Origin of the sequence: Fibrobacter sp. UWR4, from assembly GCF_003149045.1 — a bacterium.
In the GTDB taxonomy this organism is placed as follows: domain Bacteria; phylum Fibrobacterota; class Fibrobacteria; order Fibrobacterales; family Fibrobacteraceae; genus Fibrobacter.
The window spans coordinates 1-13,234 of the sequence record NZ_QGDU01000009.1 but is presented as its reverse complement, the minus strand read 5'-3'; the positions used below and the strand labels follow the sequence as shown (position 1 = coordinate 13,234).

General features: G+C 49.6%; 13 protein-coding genes. 6 read left to right on the top strand and 7 right to left on the bottom strand.

Annotated elements, in window-relative coordinates; translation table 11 throughout:
- Positions 1-56: 56 nt before the first annotated feature.
- The 6 genes from BGX12_RS05010 to BGX12_RS04985 form a co-directional block, all read right to left on the bottom strand.
- Complete coding sequence (locus tag BGX12_RS05010) at positions 57-308, bottom strand: type II secretion system protein J (RefSeq protein WP_109734993.1); 252 nt, start codon at positions 306-308, stop codon at positions 57-59.
- Positions 299-601, bottom strand: coding sequence for a PilW family protein (locus BGX12_RS05005; protein WP_199220730.1), 303 nt, complete (start codon positions 599-601; stop codon positions 299-301). The genes BGX12_RS05010 and BGX12_RS05005 overlap by 10 nt, the downstream gene beginning before the upstream one ends.
- Positions 598-1,425, bottom strand: coding sequence for a hypothetical protein (locus tag BGX12_RS05000; protein WP_109734991.1), 828 nt, complete (start codon positions 1,423-1,425; stop codon positions 598-600). The genes BGX12_RS05005 and BGX12_RS05000 overlap by 4 nt, the downstream gene beginning before the upstream one ends.
- A complete protein-coding gene (locus tag BGX12_RS04995; RefSeq protein WP_146196252.1) occupies positions 1,422-2,399 on the bottom strand; it encodes a hypothetical protein in 978 nt (325 codons plus the stop codon). Before BGX12_RS04995 ends, BGX12_RS05000 begins: the two co-directional genes overlap by 4 nt.
- A gap of 82 nt (positions 2,400-2,481) precedes the next feature.
- Positions 2,482-4,197, bottom strand: a complete 1,716-nt coding sequence (locus tag BGX12_RS04990; RefSeq protein ID WP_233246262.1) for a type II secretion system protein GspD — start codon at positions 4,195-4,197, stop codon at positions 2,482-2,484.
- A gap of 214 nt (positions 4,198-4,411) precedes the next feature.
- Positions 4,412-5,749, bottom strand: a complete 1,338-nt coding sequence (locus BGX12_RS04985; protein ID WP_109734989.1) for a family 16 glycosylhydrolase — start codon at positions 5,747-5,749, stop codon at positions 4,412-4,414.
- A 318-nt stretch (positions 5,750-6,067) separates the two neighbouring features.
- Here BGX12_RS04985 and BGX12_RS04980 point away from each other — a divergent pair, with 318 nt between their 5' ends.
- Positions 6,068-7,540, top strand: a complete 1,473-nt coding sequence (locus tag BGX12_RS04980) for a DUF4832 domain-containing protein (protein ID WP_109734988.1) — start codon at positions 6,068-6,070, stop codon at positions 7,538-7,540.
- A 14-nt stretch (positions 7,541-7,554) separates the two neighbouring features.
- Here the strand turns inward: BGX12_RS04980 and BGX12_RS04975 are convergent, their stop codons facing one another.
- Positions 7,555-8,112, bottom strand: a complete 558-nt coding sequence (locus BGX12_RS04975) for a hypothetical protein (RefSeq protein WP_109734987.1) — start codon at positions 8,110-8,112, stop codon at positions 7,555-7,557.
- A 225-nt stretch (positions 8,113-8,337) separates the two neighbouring features.
- Here BGX12_RS04975 and BGX12_RS04970 point away from each other — a divergent pair, with 225 nt between their 5' ends.
- The 5 genes from BGX12_RS04970 (at position 8,338) to BGX12_RS04950 (ending at position 12,791) form a co-directional block, all read left to right on the top strand.
- Positions 8,338-8,643: a type II toxin-antitoxin system RelE/ParE family toxin gene (locus BGX12_RS04970; protein WP_109735066.1), complete on the top strand. Its 306-nt coding sequence runs from the start codon at positions 8,338-8,340 to the stop codon at positions 8,641-8,643.
- On the top strand, positions 8,630-8,974 hold the full coding sequence (locus BGX12_RS04965; RefSeq protein ID WP_109734986.1) for an addiction module antidote protein: 345 nt from the start codon (positions 8,630-8,632) through the stop codon (positions 8,972-8,974). The genes BGX12_RS04970 and BGX12_RS04965 overlap by 14 nt, the downstream gene beginning before the upstream one ends.
- Before the next feature lie 189 nt (positions 8,975-9,163).
- The gene (locus BGX12_RS04960; RefSeq protein WP_109734985.1) at positions 9,164-9,490 is read left to right on the top strand and encodes a type II toxin-antitoxin system MqsR family toxin; all 327 of its coding nucleotides are present in this window, start codon (positions 9,164-9,166) and stop codon (positions 9,488-9,490) included.
- Positions 9,491-9,979 carry a type II toxin-antitoxin system MqsA family antitoxin gene (locus BGX12_RS04955; RefSeq protein ID WP_109734984.1) on the top strand — a complete coding sequence of 163 codons (489 nt, stop codon included), beginning with the start codon at positions 9,491-9,493 and terminating at the stop codon, positions 9,977-9,979.
- 61 nt (positions 9,980-10,040) lie between these two features.
- The gene (locus BGX12_RS04950; RefSeq protein ID WP_109735065.1) at positions 10,041-12,791 is read left to right on the top strand and encodes a valine--tRNA ligase; all 2,751 of its coding nucleotides are present in this window, start codon (positions 10,041-10,043) and stop codon (positions 12,789-12,791) included.
- Positions 12,792-13,234: the final 443 nt, after the last annotated feature.

The following is a 13,234-nucleotide window of genomic DNA, read 5'->3' as shown; positions in this document are numbered from 1 at the left end:
AAAGAGACGCAGAAAACTGCGTCTTTTTTTCGTTATCCGGTAGCGGACAAAAAAAATCAGAACGTAGGATTGATGCGTCGCCGCTTATCCAGACCATAAGGATGGGCGCTGCGGATATGATCCAGAAGAACCGAAGAGCTCCGCCAGTAGCTTTCCACCAGATGGTGGTGGGAACTCCAGGTTTGCTGCAGGAAGGTGAAAGCCGTCAGCGACAACAGGGCGGCAAGGACCATGGCCACCAAAAGTTCCATCAAGGTAAATCCTTGATGTTTCCGCAAGCGATTTCCAGACCGCCATATCAGCGACATGGGATAAGCCTCCGAAGGTTCACCCCCTGTTCTGTAGAGATGGAAACAAGGGCTAGACGACTCACGCCGGGAACAGGGACCATGGGAAGGGAGGTTTCCTCGCAGGATGGCGGAGTCCTGATGAGTTGTTCCATTGCGTTAATGGAGCGCATATAAGAATCCACCGCTTGAATCTCCAGACGTCGCTGATGGTTGAAGTTGACGTAGATGGAGCCTAGGGCCATCGCCCCGATCGACAGAATTGCAGAGGCGACAAGAACCTCCATCAAAGTAAAACCGCGGGAAGAATTCAATTGAGCCTCCAGGAAAGAGCCTGCATTTTACCCCCCACGGAAGCGGGCAATATACAGCGGGGACTTAAGGGTTCATTCCCATCCCGAGAAAGCATGTACTGAGAAATCAAATGCACGTGGACTCCAGTGGTGTCAGCGCAGGCTGTCGGGGAAACATTCCCTCGGGAGTATACCACACCGGAAAAGGAAACTGTCCGAGACAGTTCCACGTCTCCCCCGCTGTAGACTTCCAGATGGTCGACACTCACAGATCCCCTCAGCGTTACATTTCCAGACGCGTGAAGACGAAGCGTATCATATTGCGCGACACCACCTACGTTTATATCCCCATCGCATTTGAGGTTCACGGACCCTACGTCCCCATCAAACCCAAGCGTCAAGTCCCCTGCGGTAACAGACAAGGCTATGTTTTCCCCACGGCCATAAAGACGCCGGCTACCAGACTTTACCTTCAAATCGGAACGTCCCAGAATTTCCCGTTTTAAATGAGCCTCCAGCAGGCCCTCCACTTCCCGCAATTCATCCCTACCTAGGGGGCGGAACCTGGAGCCCACTTGGGCCGTCACCTTCCCTGCAGAAACATTCATCCAGGGGAACTCATCATCTGTCTGAACTTCGGGCAACTGCAGGTTCCAGGGTTTCCTAGCGAAGTAATCTGCAGGGAACTGTTCCATCCAGGCAATAATGGCAGACTCCTCCAAGTACACTTCTTCTACCTCTTTTTCAAAGCGTCCTATTTGCCGTTTCACGCCCCCAGGAAGATTCAGCAAGTTTGTCGCAAGAATAGTCGCCACCAGCAAGATACACAAGACTAGTTCAATCACCGGGCAATCACCTCCAATGTTTTGTGGAGGCACTTCAGGGTTAAGCGGTCTCGGGCGATTTTTTGAACAACATACGGTTTTGCTTTAGTTTCCGATGAAGATTGCAAGGAATCACCTAGGGATAGATTTTTCATCTGTCCGTCGACTTCCGCAATGACCAGTCTTTCGCCAACAATCCCCTTAAGGTTCAGAACAGGCGGAACGCAATCGGAAGTTACTTTGCGTGGGGAAAGGTTTTTCGGTTCTTCCACGAATTCCATAAGCGGAGGCAAATCCAGGTCAACGGGAACAGCATCCTGAATTTCTACAGAAGAATGATTTTCAAAATAATCTGAAATCTTTTCAACCATCCGATTTTGAAACAGGGCTAAAGCCCCTAGAATCAAGAACGCCGTCGTGGGGATTTTCATGTGGCACAGCCACCAGCTACGCCTTCCTGAAACATCAATCGTTCCATTCAGTTTCAGCCTTCTGAAAAAAGGATCCCGGGACGCAGCAAGAAATTGTTCCTGGGGAAAGCCATCCGAGTTCCCCTTCAATTCAATCATCTCAAAATGATCCGCCCTAGAGAATAGACTGTCCTGTTCAAGAAATTTCCGGAATCGATCCAGTCGGTCAGAAATCTCGTGAAGACTGCCGCTATCATAGCCCGGTTCCTCGGACCAGTGACATAGACGTCCTTCGAAATACACCAGAAGAATCAGGAAGTCACGATACACTGTCCAGAAAACACAGTTTCCGCTGTTTCCCTCTTGCAAGTTCATCATGAACTCGTTCGCTTGCGATACCAGGCTAACTTGTTCCGGCAAGTAACGACACCTTCCATCATTTGCCACATTCCTCGGCGGGAATGCCACCAGATAACGCCATAAACGCCCTTCCGTAGCGTTGAAGGAAACCATCGGCCAAAGCCTTACATCAAAGGCTTTTCCCTCGCGAGCCTCCCATTGAGGCATTTCACACAGGAATTGCATACGCACACTTTTTAGATCCGGTTCCTCCTCAAACGTGGAGCGATATTCCCACGTCATCAAACGGCAGCAAACGGATACAGGTTTATTTTTCCACATGAGGCGTAATAAAAATGGCCAGTTCATTTTCCTCGTCCTCCTCCGAAACGTAGCTGAAGAGGCGTCCAATGAAGGGAATGCTTCCTAGAAATGGCACCGCGGACCTAACTTCCGTCTTATTCTTTCGTATAAGGCCGCCCAGGCATAGGGATTCCCCATCCTTCAGCACCACCACGGTCTTCAGATTACGGGTACTAATATCTCGGGGGCCATCTCCAGAAGATCTTCCCGCCGTCTTGATTTCCGGAGAAACTTCCAAGGTGATATTTCCGTCCAGCGTAACCGAAGGAGTCATTTCCAGGGAAATGCCGTCATTAAAGGAACGGTAATCCGTAATGGGGTATCCATCGGCAGATACCTGACTCACCAGGTAATACACCGTGTTGGTCACATTCAGTTCCGCCTTGTTGCCGTTCAATGTGGTAAGACGGGGCCGAGCCAAAACCTTCCCGCGGTTATTTTCCTCGAGGGACGCCAACTCCACTTCAAAACGATCGGGAAGCAGCCCTACCTTCCCGAAAGCTCCCGACCTGGAAATATCCGTCCCTAGAAAATCAAAGTATCCACGAGCCCCCACGTCGTACGCTCCTGTCTTGCGGCTTGCCCCACTATGGAATCCGATTTCAAAATTGCGACCACGCTTCAGCTCCACGATAATACAGGATAGAGTGACCTGCAGGGCGGGAACATCCACCAGCCGCAACAACGCCTCCCCCATTTCCAATTCTGCAGGAGTTCCACCCAATAGAAGCGCGTTCTGCTCCCGAACCTCTGTGACGGCAAAACTCTCGCTGGGCATGAACTTGGCAAAGTATCCCATCGCCTTCTCGCAATTCACATGCTTCAAGGCCACCAGTCTTGTACCGGATAAGGCCCTGCGGGAACCGCCCTCGGACACCAGCAGGGAACGGCCTTCCATGACGTAACTGTAGCGCCGATCCCGAAACAGGGCGTGCAGCAAATCTTCCAGCGGGACCCCCTCAAATTTTAAATGCACCTCCTCGCGGATTTCGCCATACAATGCAAGATTAAGACCCGCCTCATCCGCCAGGGATTGCAGAACAATCCCAAGAGAAACTCCGTTACATTCCAGAGAGAACAAGTCCCCATCCCGTTCGACACGAATGCCTGAGACGCCCGGACGAATTTCACCCGAAGCACTTGAAGCCACATCCACCCGCAAGCATCCGCCTTCACGCCAAACCCGAAATCCATGAGCCTTCATTAAACTACGAAAAGCCTCCTCCCCCGCCATATCACGCAATTCGCCTGTAATTGTTCCTGAAAGTCCCGGATTCGCCAAAATGTTCAATCCAGAATTCAAGGCATACTCCCTGACAAAATCCGCAACAGGTTTGTCCCGCACGGATATGGACACCAATCCATCCTTTATAGAGAAATCATGCACTCCATGATCCACCTGCCGCCGGATATGGAAAACACGGCCCTCCTGAACTACGGACAGACCATTTGCTGAACATAAGGCAGATATGCCCTCCATAAGTCCAACGCCTTCCAGGTGAAATGTCACCTTCAAATCCAATCCTTCGTCTACCAGGATGGGCGTATCATAAGCAAGGGAAACCGCACGAACCACATCCGCAATGGGCATCTCTACAAAATCCAGGACGACACCTTTTGCGGCACCATTTTTTCCAGGAGACGCAACACAAAAAACTGCAAGCACCGCTTGCAGCGTCACAATTAATAAAATATGTCTCAAGATATTCTGGCCTACAGGCCTAAAAAAGTTTATATACAAAAACTCTGGGAATAGACCAAAAGCCTAAACTGGCAACGCACCTAAATGGGGGTGGTACGCCTAATATAGCTACAGCGCACAGGCAAATCAACCCTTCCCATTATTTTGCAAACAACTGTTGACAAAAGCGGCGCGATGAGCCAACCAAAACAAGTTAGCGCACACGCCCCATCACGTCAAAGGTCCTGCCCTTGAGAATCTGCTGGATTCGGGAAATAGCCTGCTTACGGATAATCTTGTCTGTACCCGGGTCCTCTTTTTCAAGATCCGAAGCCTTGATGATTCGCCATCTCTGGTTCCATTCCCAGCTGGTGTTCCAGTCCTGGACAACACGTTCCCCGTCAGAAGTGGAACGGAGATAATGTCCACTATGGGCCATCTTTAGACGGTACTGATTGTCGTACTGATTTTCAAAAATGATTTTCTGATGGTCCTTGCCGTTCCAGGCGTATACACCGGCGGTAACTCCCGGATCCTTATTTTCATTAGGAATTTCCAGGCTCATGTCCCCAAAGTCCAGGCGGAACGTGCTGGAAGAAAGTTGGGTCATGACAGCAAGGGCGCCCTTATCCCCGCAATCCTTGAGATAAAGCCGTTTGTCTTCTCCAGGAACCATGCAAGTTCCGAACTGTTCATTCTTAACGACAACCGTATCGGGCTTTACAGGCTTTGCCTTCCAGACACGGACCCAATCCGCTTCAAAATAGGCCGGATTATCCGCAGTCACTTCGATATCATCACCGGCCCACCCACCAATGGCCAGGTTCACGATAATATACTGGGCAGCAAGCTGCTTGATTTCCGTAGGACGGTTATAGCTTGCGAACTTTTTATCGTCAAAATAGAAGTTCAGGTTGCTTTCGTCCCATTCCACAGCGTAGGTGTGGAAATCTGCGGAACGGTCCACGTCATCGTCCTTGTGCCCCCCGAAGGAAGCCTCGTGATCCCAGGCGGAACCGTGACTGTTATACCAGTCAGGAGTTGTGTAATGCAGGTAATAATGGTGTTGCTTTCGGGATGCGGGGATTTCCAGGATGTCGATTTCCGGAGGCCAGCCATCCTGCAAAGTCCAGAAGGCAGGCCATGTTCCCTTATGTTTTGGAGCCTTGAATCGGCCTTCAATATAGCCATACTTCACTTCAAAATGCCCGCGGGTATCGATGGCACCGGATGTGTAATCTACAGGGATTTCCTTGCCATTAAATTTTGCAGTCTTGCCACTGGCATTGGGATGTTTCTTTGCTTCTCCCTTCAATTTCAGGTAGCCATCGGATACGATGACGTTTTCCGGAGCACAGTAGGCACGGTGATTATGAGTTGGCCCCCAGTTATAAGTGGAATTCCACTTGCTCTTGTCCAAAGATGTTCCGTCGAAGTTATCTTCGAATACCAAATCCCATCCACTGAAATTTTTGGGAGGATCCGCCCAAACGGAACCACAAACCACAAATGCAACCGCTCCTACGGCCTTCAAGATATTTTCACCCATCATAAAAAACAACCCTTTTTCTAGAGTTTCATCCCATCACCCTAAAAATATATCCTCAGGTCCCTTCGCGCAATAGGCCCGTTAAAGGCTGCAAGGGAATTTTGGGGTGAAATCAGGGGGAATTTTGGGTTTTCGCGGGGTATCCTCGATTTGCACTAGCCGTCCCCAATTTTGCCCCTGTATTTTTGAGTTCCTCCCCTAAATTTTTGCGGGAAGAGATTGTTTTATGCAGGTCACCCCGAAAATGCGTTGACTTCGGGAGTAAATTGCCATATATTTCTCCCTGTGGGCCGCTTGGTTCACGGATGTGGTATGGGATTTATGAAAAAGACACTTTCTCTTTTGAGTGCCGCCTTGGTGGCCTCTTCTTTCGCTGCGGATCGCGGCATTGCGCTGAACAAGACAATCGAAACTTTGGAGCCCATGAAGGGCATCGTGTTCTGGCCCGATCAGGCCAAGAGCAGCAAGGATTACCTGGGGGCGATTTCCCTGGAATTTTCCTATTGCCTCCCCTGCGCTGTGGTGACGGGAAAGACTGGCGACAAGCTGAATTACGACTGGAGTTCCTTTGAAAAGATGTTGAACGATGTGGCTAGCCGCGGGCACCAGGCCATCGTGCGATTCCGTATCGAGTATCCCAGCGAAACCATTAGAAACGCATCGGGCTGCACCCAGAACGTGAAGGGCGCCACCGCCGTTCCCCTGTACATCAAGAACATGACGGGCTACACCGAGACTTACTCCGAAGACCCGGGTGGCGACGGACCCACTTATTACGCCGACTGGAGCAGCACGGAGCTGATGTGGTTCTACAAGCAGTTCTATACGGACTTTGCAGCCGCCTACGACAAGGACCCGCGAATCGCGTTTGTGCAAGTGGGCTTTGGCCATTGGGGTGAGTACCACATTTACGGCACCACGAAAAAATTCGGTGTCAACTTTGCCACCAAGGATTACCAGGCTGAATTCCTGAAGCACGTGGCAGCACAGTTTACCGAAACACCATGGAGCATTTCCATTGACGCAGCGGACAACAGCTACTCTCCCGTTATCGACGACAAGAGTTTGCTGGCCTTGAATTTCGGACTTTTTGATGATTCCTTCATGCATGCCGAACACGATATTTCACAGGGCTACGGCGACAACGAAAGGAACTGGCGAGATATGGGTCTGGACCGCTGGAAAACAGCACCCGGTGGCGGCGAAGTCAGCTACTATACGGAAAAGGACCAGCAGGAATTCTTGAATCCCGCAGGACTTTACGGTGTGACCTGGGAACAGGCCGCCAGCAAGTACCACATGACTTATGTTATCGGTAATAACTCCCCCGACGGCAAGTACGCTACTAAGGAACGCCTCTACGAAGCCAGTTCCTTCGCAGGCTACAAGTTCGAAATTACCGCCTTCACTGCCAACGAAAATTCTGCCTCGGTAACGGTAAAGAACATCGGTATCGCCCCGCTGTACCACAACGCCTACGTTACCATCAAAGGCAAGCGCAGCGAAACATCTCTGAAGGGCTTGATTCCCGGCGAAGAAATCATCTGCAAAATTGACGGTTTGAACATCGCAGCCGACGAAAGTCCCGAACCAACCATTACCAGCGACAAGCTGCTGGAAGGCAAGACCATCCCCTACCAGGCAAAACTTGAGGCAAGCGAGGCTCCTTTGAAAATGAGTACTGCACGGCAGATTGTTCCGACAAGTACAGCCAAGTTCCTAGTTGACACCAAAGGCCGCACACGTAACAAATCAAGAGACCTGCCTAAAGGGCATTACATCTTGAAATTTTAACAACACCGCAGCCTTTAATGCAATCCACGAAGGTTTATATCTACATAAAAAACAGATTCAATCACCTTAACCACAATCAACAATACAATTACTAGAGCTGATCCTAAGAGAATCGACCATTTAAAGTTCTCTCGATATTCTTTTTGCAACCGCTGGATTGTTTCGTGAGTTTTGCCCTGTTCAATATTGTATTTGGAGTCGTAAACCGGCGTAATACACCTGCCATCGAAATTATACCCGATGATTTCTACGTCCTTATGCCTTTCGTATGTCTCGTTGACGGAATTTCTAACTTCTTCAAGTTCCTCGGCAGTCAATCCACCTTTTCGATGAATTTTTTCTTCCGAAGGTAATTCTGGCAATGGCATTGTCGACAACAGTCCTGCCCACAACAGTCTATCCGATGTTTCCAGTTCACCAATCCGTTTATTTACAATATCAATTCTTTCTGAAGTCTTGTCTTTTTTAACGATATCCAGAACTTCGTACAACTCATCTAGCGGGAGCTTGCGAATCTGGTTCTCGTAATCTTGAAGGTATTTGGGATCTTTCAAATTGACTTTGTCGAACATTGAATAAAATTCTAACAAATTCGGGCATTTTCGTCAATTGTCAAAATTTGGCATTCCGCCTTATTTATATTTCTGCACAGCGAAAAAAATTCGGGAACCAGTCGATCTCCGTTTCTTAGATGAATACCGTCGCTTTTTACGCATGTAGCGACAGGAGGAAAAAATGAATACACATGTAATGCACTTGACACTTTGTATCCGATTAGATACATTTGGGAGGGTAAGATGTTTTCAATAGAGAAAACTGAAACCTTCTCTAAATGGTACGCGAACCTTAAGGACAATCAGGCAAAGCAGAGAATATTCTCTCGATTATTGAGAGTTGAACTAGGAAATCTTGGTGATGTCAAAAACATTGGCGACGGGATATCCGAAATGCGATTCGATGTTGGACCTGGATATAGGCTCTACTACGCCATACGAGGACAAGTTGTAATCATTCTCCTATGTGGTGGAGACAAATCAACACAACGGCGAGACATTGAAAAGGCAAAGGAAATGTGGAGGGCTATTCAAAATGAAAACAAGTAAACTGGATCTATCGGAACTGCTCGACAACGAAGAGGTTATTGCCGGAGTCATCAGCGACGCATTGCAGTCAAACGACAGCACCGTTTTGTTGAGGACCATCGGATACGTAGCCAAAGCTCGCGGCATCGCACAAATTGCAAAAGCAACAGGTCTCGGCAGAGAAAGTCTTTACAAGGCGCTGGATGAAGATGCCCACCCCCGTTTTGACACCATTTTACGCGTATTGAACGCACTAAATGTTCAAATGATCGCGGTTCCTAAAGTTCGTACAAAGAGAAAGGTCACCCGCAAACTTGCCGTAGCCGAAAAGAAAGCCGCTTACAAGGCTTAGGCGAATGTTTCGCCGAACTTAAACCACTTTTTGATAAATAAAATCGTAGCACAAAACCGTCGCTTTTTACGCATGTAGCGACAGGAGGTAAAATGACAAAAATACCGCTCGCAGACAGTACCATTATGGTACTTTTATATCTATATTTCAATCAAGACAGATTCTTTTGCATTTGAGGAGGCATTCTGAATGGAACACCTCGGCAAAGCGCACTATGATTTGGAGTTGATAAAAAAACTGCTCCAGGACAAAGACAAAAGATTTGTTACACGATCTTCTAAACAGACTGCCGTTCTGCTAGGATACACAGACGAAGATTCAATCGTTGAACGCGTATGCAAATTAAGGAGTAACGAAATATACAAGACCATGACAACCGACGCTGACACAACTCTTTGGCAAGATGTTTATCATTCCGCAGACACAAAAGCGGATGGTTCTTGCGTAAGGTTGTATATCAAAATTCAAATAACAAAAAATGGAAACGGAGTTGTCATTTCGTTCAAGGAGCTATAAATGATTATCAAAGAATGTCCCATTTGCTGCGCAAAAGTGATCCGAAAAAAAGTAAAAGAAACCTACACCTACAAGGGTAAATCCATCACCGTAAACAACCTTCCAATTTTCCATTGTACCGGATGTGGCGAGGAGTTCATTGACGAGGAACGTGTCGGTCCCATCAACAAAAAGCTTGATGCTCTCTACAGGGAAGCGGAGGGCTTATTGCAACCCCAGGAGATTGTTGAAATTCGCAAGAAGTTCGGTTACTCCCAGGAAGAATTTGCAGAAATCGTGGGTGGCGGACCGAAGGCCTTTGCCAAGTATGAAAAAGGAACTGTAACACAGAGCCGTTCCATGGACAACCTGCTTCGCATCCTGCGGGATTCCTCAGACGCCATGACCATTCTAACAAGTCAAAAAGCCCTCTGTGCCTGCGAAGCCAAAAGTGTTTATCAGGTAAAAAAAGACAAGAGTTCGTCCTGTTCAAAGACATCTCGTTCATGAAGTTCACTGTTTTTTTTCTAAATTTGCCCACGTTAAGAAATTATTTGTGGAAGGCTCTATTATGGAAACACGTTATAATTCTAAAGATGTTGAAGCCCGTTGGCATGCCACCTGGGCAGAAAAGAATAGTTTTGCACCCAGCGGTAAGGGCGAACCGTTCTCTGTCGTCATTCCGCCTCCTAACGTGACTGGCGCCCTGCACCTGGGCCACGCTCTCAACGACACCCTTCAGGATATTCTGGTACGCTACCGCCGTAAGACCGGCCGCGACACCCTGTGGATTCCGGGTACCGACCATGCCGGTATCGCAACCCAGGCTGTTGTGGAAAAGCGCCTGTTCCAGGACGAACACAAGACCCGTCACGACATTGGCCGCGACGCTCTGGTGGAACGCATCTGGAAGTGGAAGGAAGAATACGAAGCTCGCATTACCACCCAGCTGAAGAGCCTGGGTGTGAGCTGCGACTGGAGCCGTCAGCGCTTCACCTTGGACCCCATCTGCGCCAAGGCTGTTCGCCACGCCTTCTTCAACCTGTTCAAGAAGGGCCTGATCTACCGCGGCAAGCGTCTCGTGAACTGGGATACCAAGCTCCAGACCGCCGTTGCCGATGACGAAATCTATTACGAACATGTGAAGGGTCACTTCTGGACCTTCAAGTATCCTCTGGCCGACGGTTCCGGCTTCATCCCGGTTTCTACCACCCGTCCGGAAACCATCATGGGCGATACCGCTCTCGCCGTGCACCCCAGCGACGAACGCTATGCACAGTTCATCGGCAAGACCCTGAAGGTTCCTTTCGTTGACCGTGAAATTCCGGTGATCGCAGACGCAATTCTCGTGGACAAGGACTTCGGTACCGGTTCCGTGAAGGTGACTCCGGCTCATGACCCCAACGACTATGCTACCGGCCTCCGCCACAAGCTCCCCATGATCAACATCATGAACGACGACGGCACTCTGAACGAAAATGCCGGCAAGTTCCAGGGCATGAAGGGCCAGGCTGCTCGTGAAGCGGTTGTTGCAGGTCTGGTCGAACTGGGCCTCCTCATCAAGGTGGAAGACCACGAAATGGATGTGGGCCACTCTGACCGCAGTAAGACCGTGATCGAACCGTACCTCAGCGACCAGTGGTTCGTGAAGATGGACGTTCTTGCCGAAAACGCAATGAACGCCGTGAAGTCCGGTGAAATCAAGATCCTCCCGGAACGTTACGCCAACAAGTATCTGGATTGGCTGGCCGAAAAGCGCGACTGGTGCATTAGCCGTCAGCTCTGGTGGGGCCACCGCATTCCTATTTGGCACACCGACGCAACCGAAGAAGAACTGAAGGCAGTGTTCGGCGGCCGCGACGACATCTTCTTCTACAAGGCTGAAAACGGCGGCTACCTAGTCTGCTCTCAGGAAGAAAACCTGAAGGAAGACGCAGTTCCGGGCCACGTTCTCAAGCAGGAAGAAGACGTTCTTGACACCTGGTTCTCCAGTGGTCTCTGGCCCCATTCTACCATGGGCTGGCCGACTCCGGCTGACGACACCCTGAAGAAGTACTACCCCACTTCCGTGCTGGTGACCAGCCGCGACATCATCACCCTCTGGGTGGCTCGCATGGTGCTGTTCAGCCAGGAAAACATGGGTACCATCCCCTTCAAGACCGTTTACATCCACCCGAAGATTCTGGACGGCAATGGCATGACCATGAGTAAGTCCAAGGGCAACGGTGTGGACCCCATGGATATCGAAAAGAAGTACGGCACTGACGCTCTCCGCTTCGTGATGGCAAGCCTCTGCACCGACAACCAGGACGTCCGTCTGCCGGTGAAAAAGGAAAAGCAGGAAGACGGTACCGAAATCAACACTTCCGAAAAGTTCGAAATCGGCCGTAACTTCAGTAACAAGATCTGGAACGCATGCCGCTTCCTTTATCCGCAGCTGGAACAGGCTGGCGCTCTCACCGCAGAGCTCCCCATGGACAAGGCTCTCCTCACTCTCGAAGACAAGTGGATCCTTTCTCGCTTGCAGACCACCATCAAGGATGCAACCCGCATGCTGGAAGAATACCACTTCGCAGAACTTGCAGGTTTCCTCTACCGCTTCGTGTGGGACGATGTTTGCAGCCAGTATCTTGAAATCAAGAAGGCTGTAATCAACAGCGAATCTTTGACCGCCGAAAAGAAGAACGCCATGGCCATCCTCAGCTACGTGCTGAAGAATGTGCTTGACCTTCTCCACCCGGTTATGCCGTTCATCACCGAAGAACTGAACAGCATCCTGTTCCAGGGTTCCGAAATGGTGATCAGCCGCCCCTGGCCCACTGCTGATGAATCTCTCATCAACAAGGACATCGAAGTTGCATTCGACCAGGCATTCGCCGTGGTGGAAGCAGTCCGCGGTGTTCGTGGCCGTTACAGCGTCTCCCCCGCTACCAAGCTGAAGGCTGTGGTGAGCGTCGACGATGCTGCTACCGAAAAGTCCGTGAATGCATGCCTCGCCATCATCACCGAACTGGGTGGCATCGAAAGCATTACCGTTGGCGTGAAGGCCGCAAAGCCCAAGTTCAGCGCATCCGCCGTTGTTCCTGGTGGCGAACTCTTCATCCCGCTGGAAGGTATCCTTGACCCGGCTGCAGAAATTGCACGCCTCGAAAAGGAAATCGAAAAGGCAAAGAGCTTTGCTGCTTCCATCGAAAAGAAACTCAGCAACGAGAAGTTCGTTTCCGGCGCTCCGGAAGCCGTCGTCAACGCAGAACGTGTCAAGCTGGCAACCCAGCAGGACATCATTGCTAAGAACGAAAAGGCTCTAGCTGAGTTGAAGTAAGAACGACAAGTACGTAAGCCGAGTGTCGCGGACAAATTTATTTGTCCATGACCGAGGCCAGCATTTGGTACTTTCGTGAAACGAAAGTACCCATCATTGCTAAGAACTGTAGAATCACAAACCACCCCTCTTTTTTAGCGGGCGGTTTTTATATCCGCCACATTCGTGGCGGATAATCCCTAAAGGACTAAATCAAAAAAAACAGGTGTTCCTTACGGAGCACCTGTTTTTCTCACAAATACTTCTTCCACACAAAATCATCCTTTTGCTTTCTACTTCGCAAAGATAAAAGATGTTTTTTTTCTCGCGGATTCTCATCGTCAAGTAAATCCGATCTAGGCTGAAAACAAAAAAAATCCCTAGAAAGTGAATTCTAGGGATGGTTAGGTTTCTAACTTGCGTTTTCGACCAAGAAAAGGACAAGCGATGAGACTTAACCGAGA

Excerpts from the sequence above, each read along its gene's own strand:
- BGX12_RS04960 (WP_109734985.1), top strand. The coding sequence starts at position 9,164 with ATGGAACACCTCGGCAAAGCGCACTATGATTTGGAGTTGATAAAAAAA.
- BGX12_RS04980 (WP_109734988.1), top strand. The coding sequence starts at position 6,068 with ATGAAAAAGACACTTTCTCTTTTGAGTGCCGCCTTGGTGGCCTCTTCT.
- BGX12_RS04985 (WP_109734989.1), bottom strand. The coding sequence starts at position 5,749 with ATGATGGGTGAAAATATCTTGAAGGCCGTAGGAGCGGTTGCATTTGTG.
- BGX12_RS04955 (WP_109734984.1), top strand. The coding sequence starts at position 9,491 with ATGATTATCAAAGAATGTCCCATTTGCTGCGCAAAAGTGATCCGAAAA.
- BGX12_RS04950 (WP_109735065.1), top strand. The coding sequence starts at position 10,041 with ATGGAAACACGTTATAATTCTAAAGATGTTGAAGCCCGTTGGCATGCC.
- BGX12_RS04975 (WP_109734987.1), bottom strand. The coding sequence starts at position 8,112 with ATGTTCGACAAAGTCAATTTGAAAGATCCCAAATACCTTCAAGATTAC.
- BGX12_RS04965 (WP_109734986.1), top strand. The coding sequence starts at position 8,630 with ATGAAAACAAGTAAACTGGATCTATCGGAACTGCTCGACAACGAAGAG.
- BGX12_RS04970 (WP_109735066.1), top strand. The coding sequence starts at position 8,338 with ATGTTTTCAATAGAGAAAACTGAAACCTTCTCTAAATGGTACGCGAAC.
- BGX12_RS04995 (WP_146196252.1), bottom strand. The coding sequence starts at position 2,399 with ATGCAATTCCTGTGTGAAATGCCTCAATGGGAGGCTCGCGAGGGAAAA.
- BGX12_RS05010 (WP_109734993.1), bottom strand. The coding sequence starts at position 308 with ATGTCGCTGATATGGCGGTCTGGAAATCGCTTGCGGAAACATCAAGGA.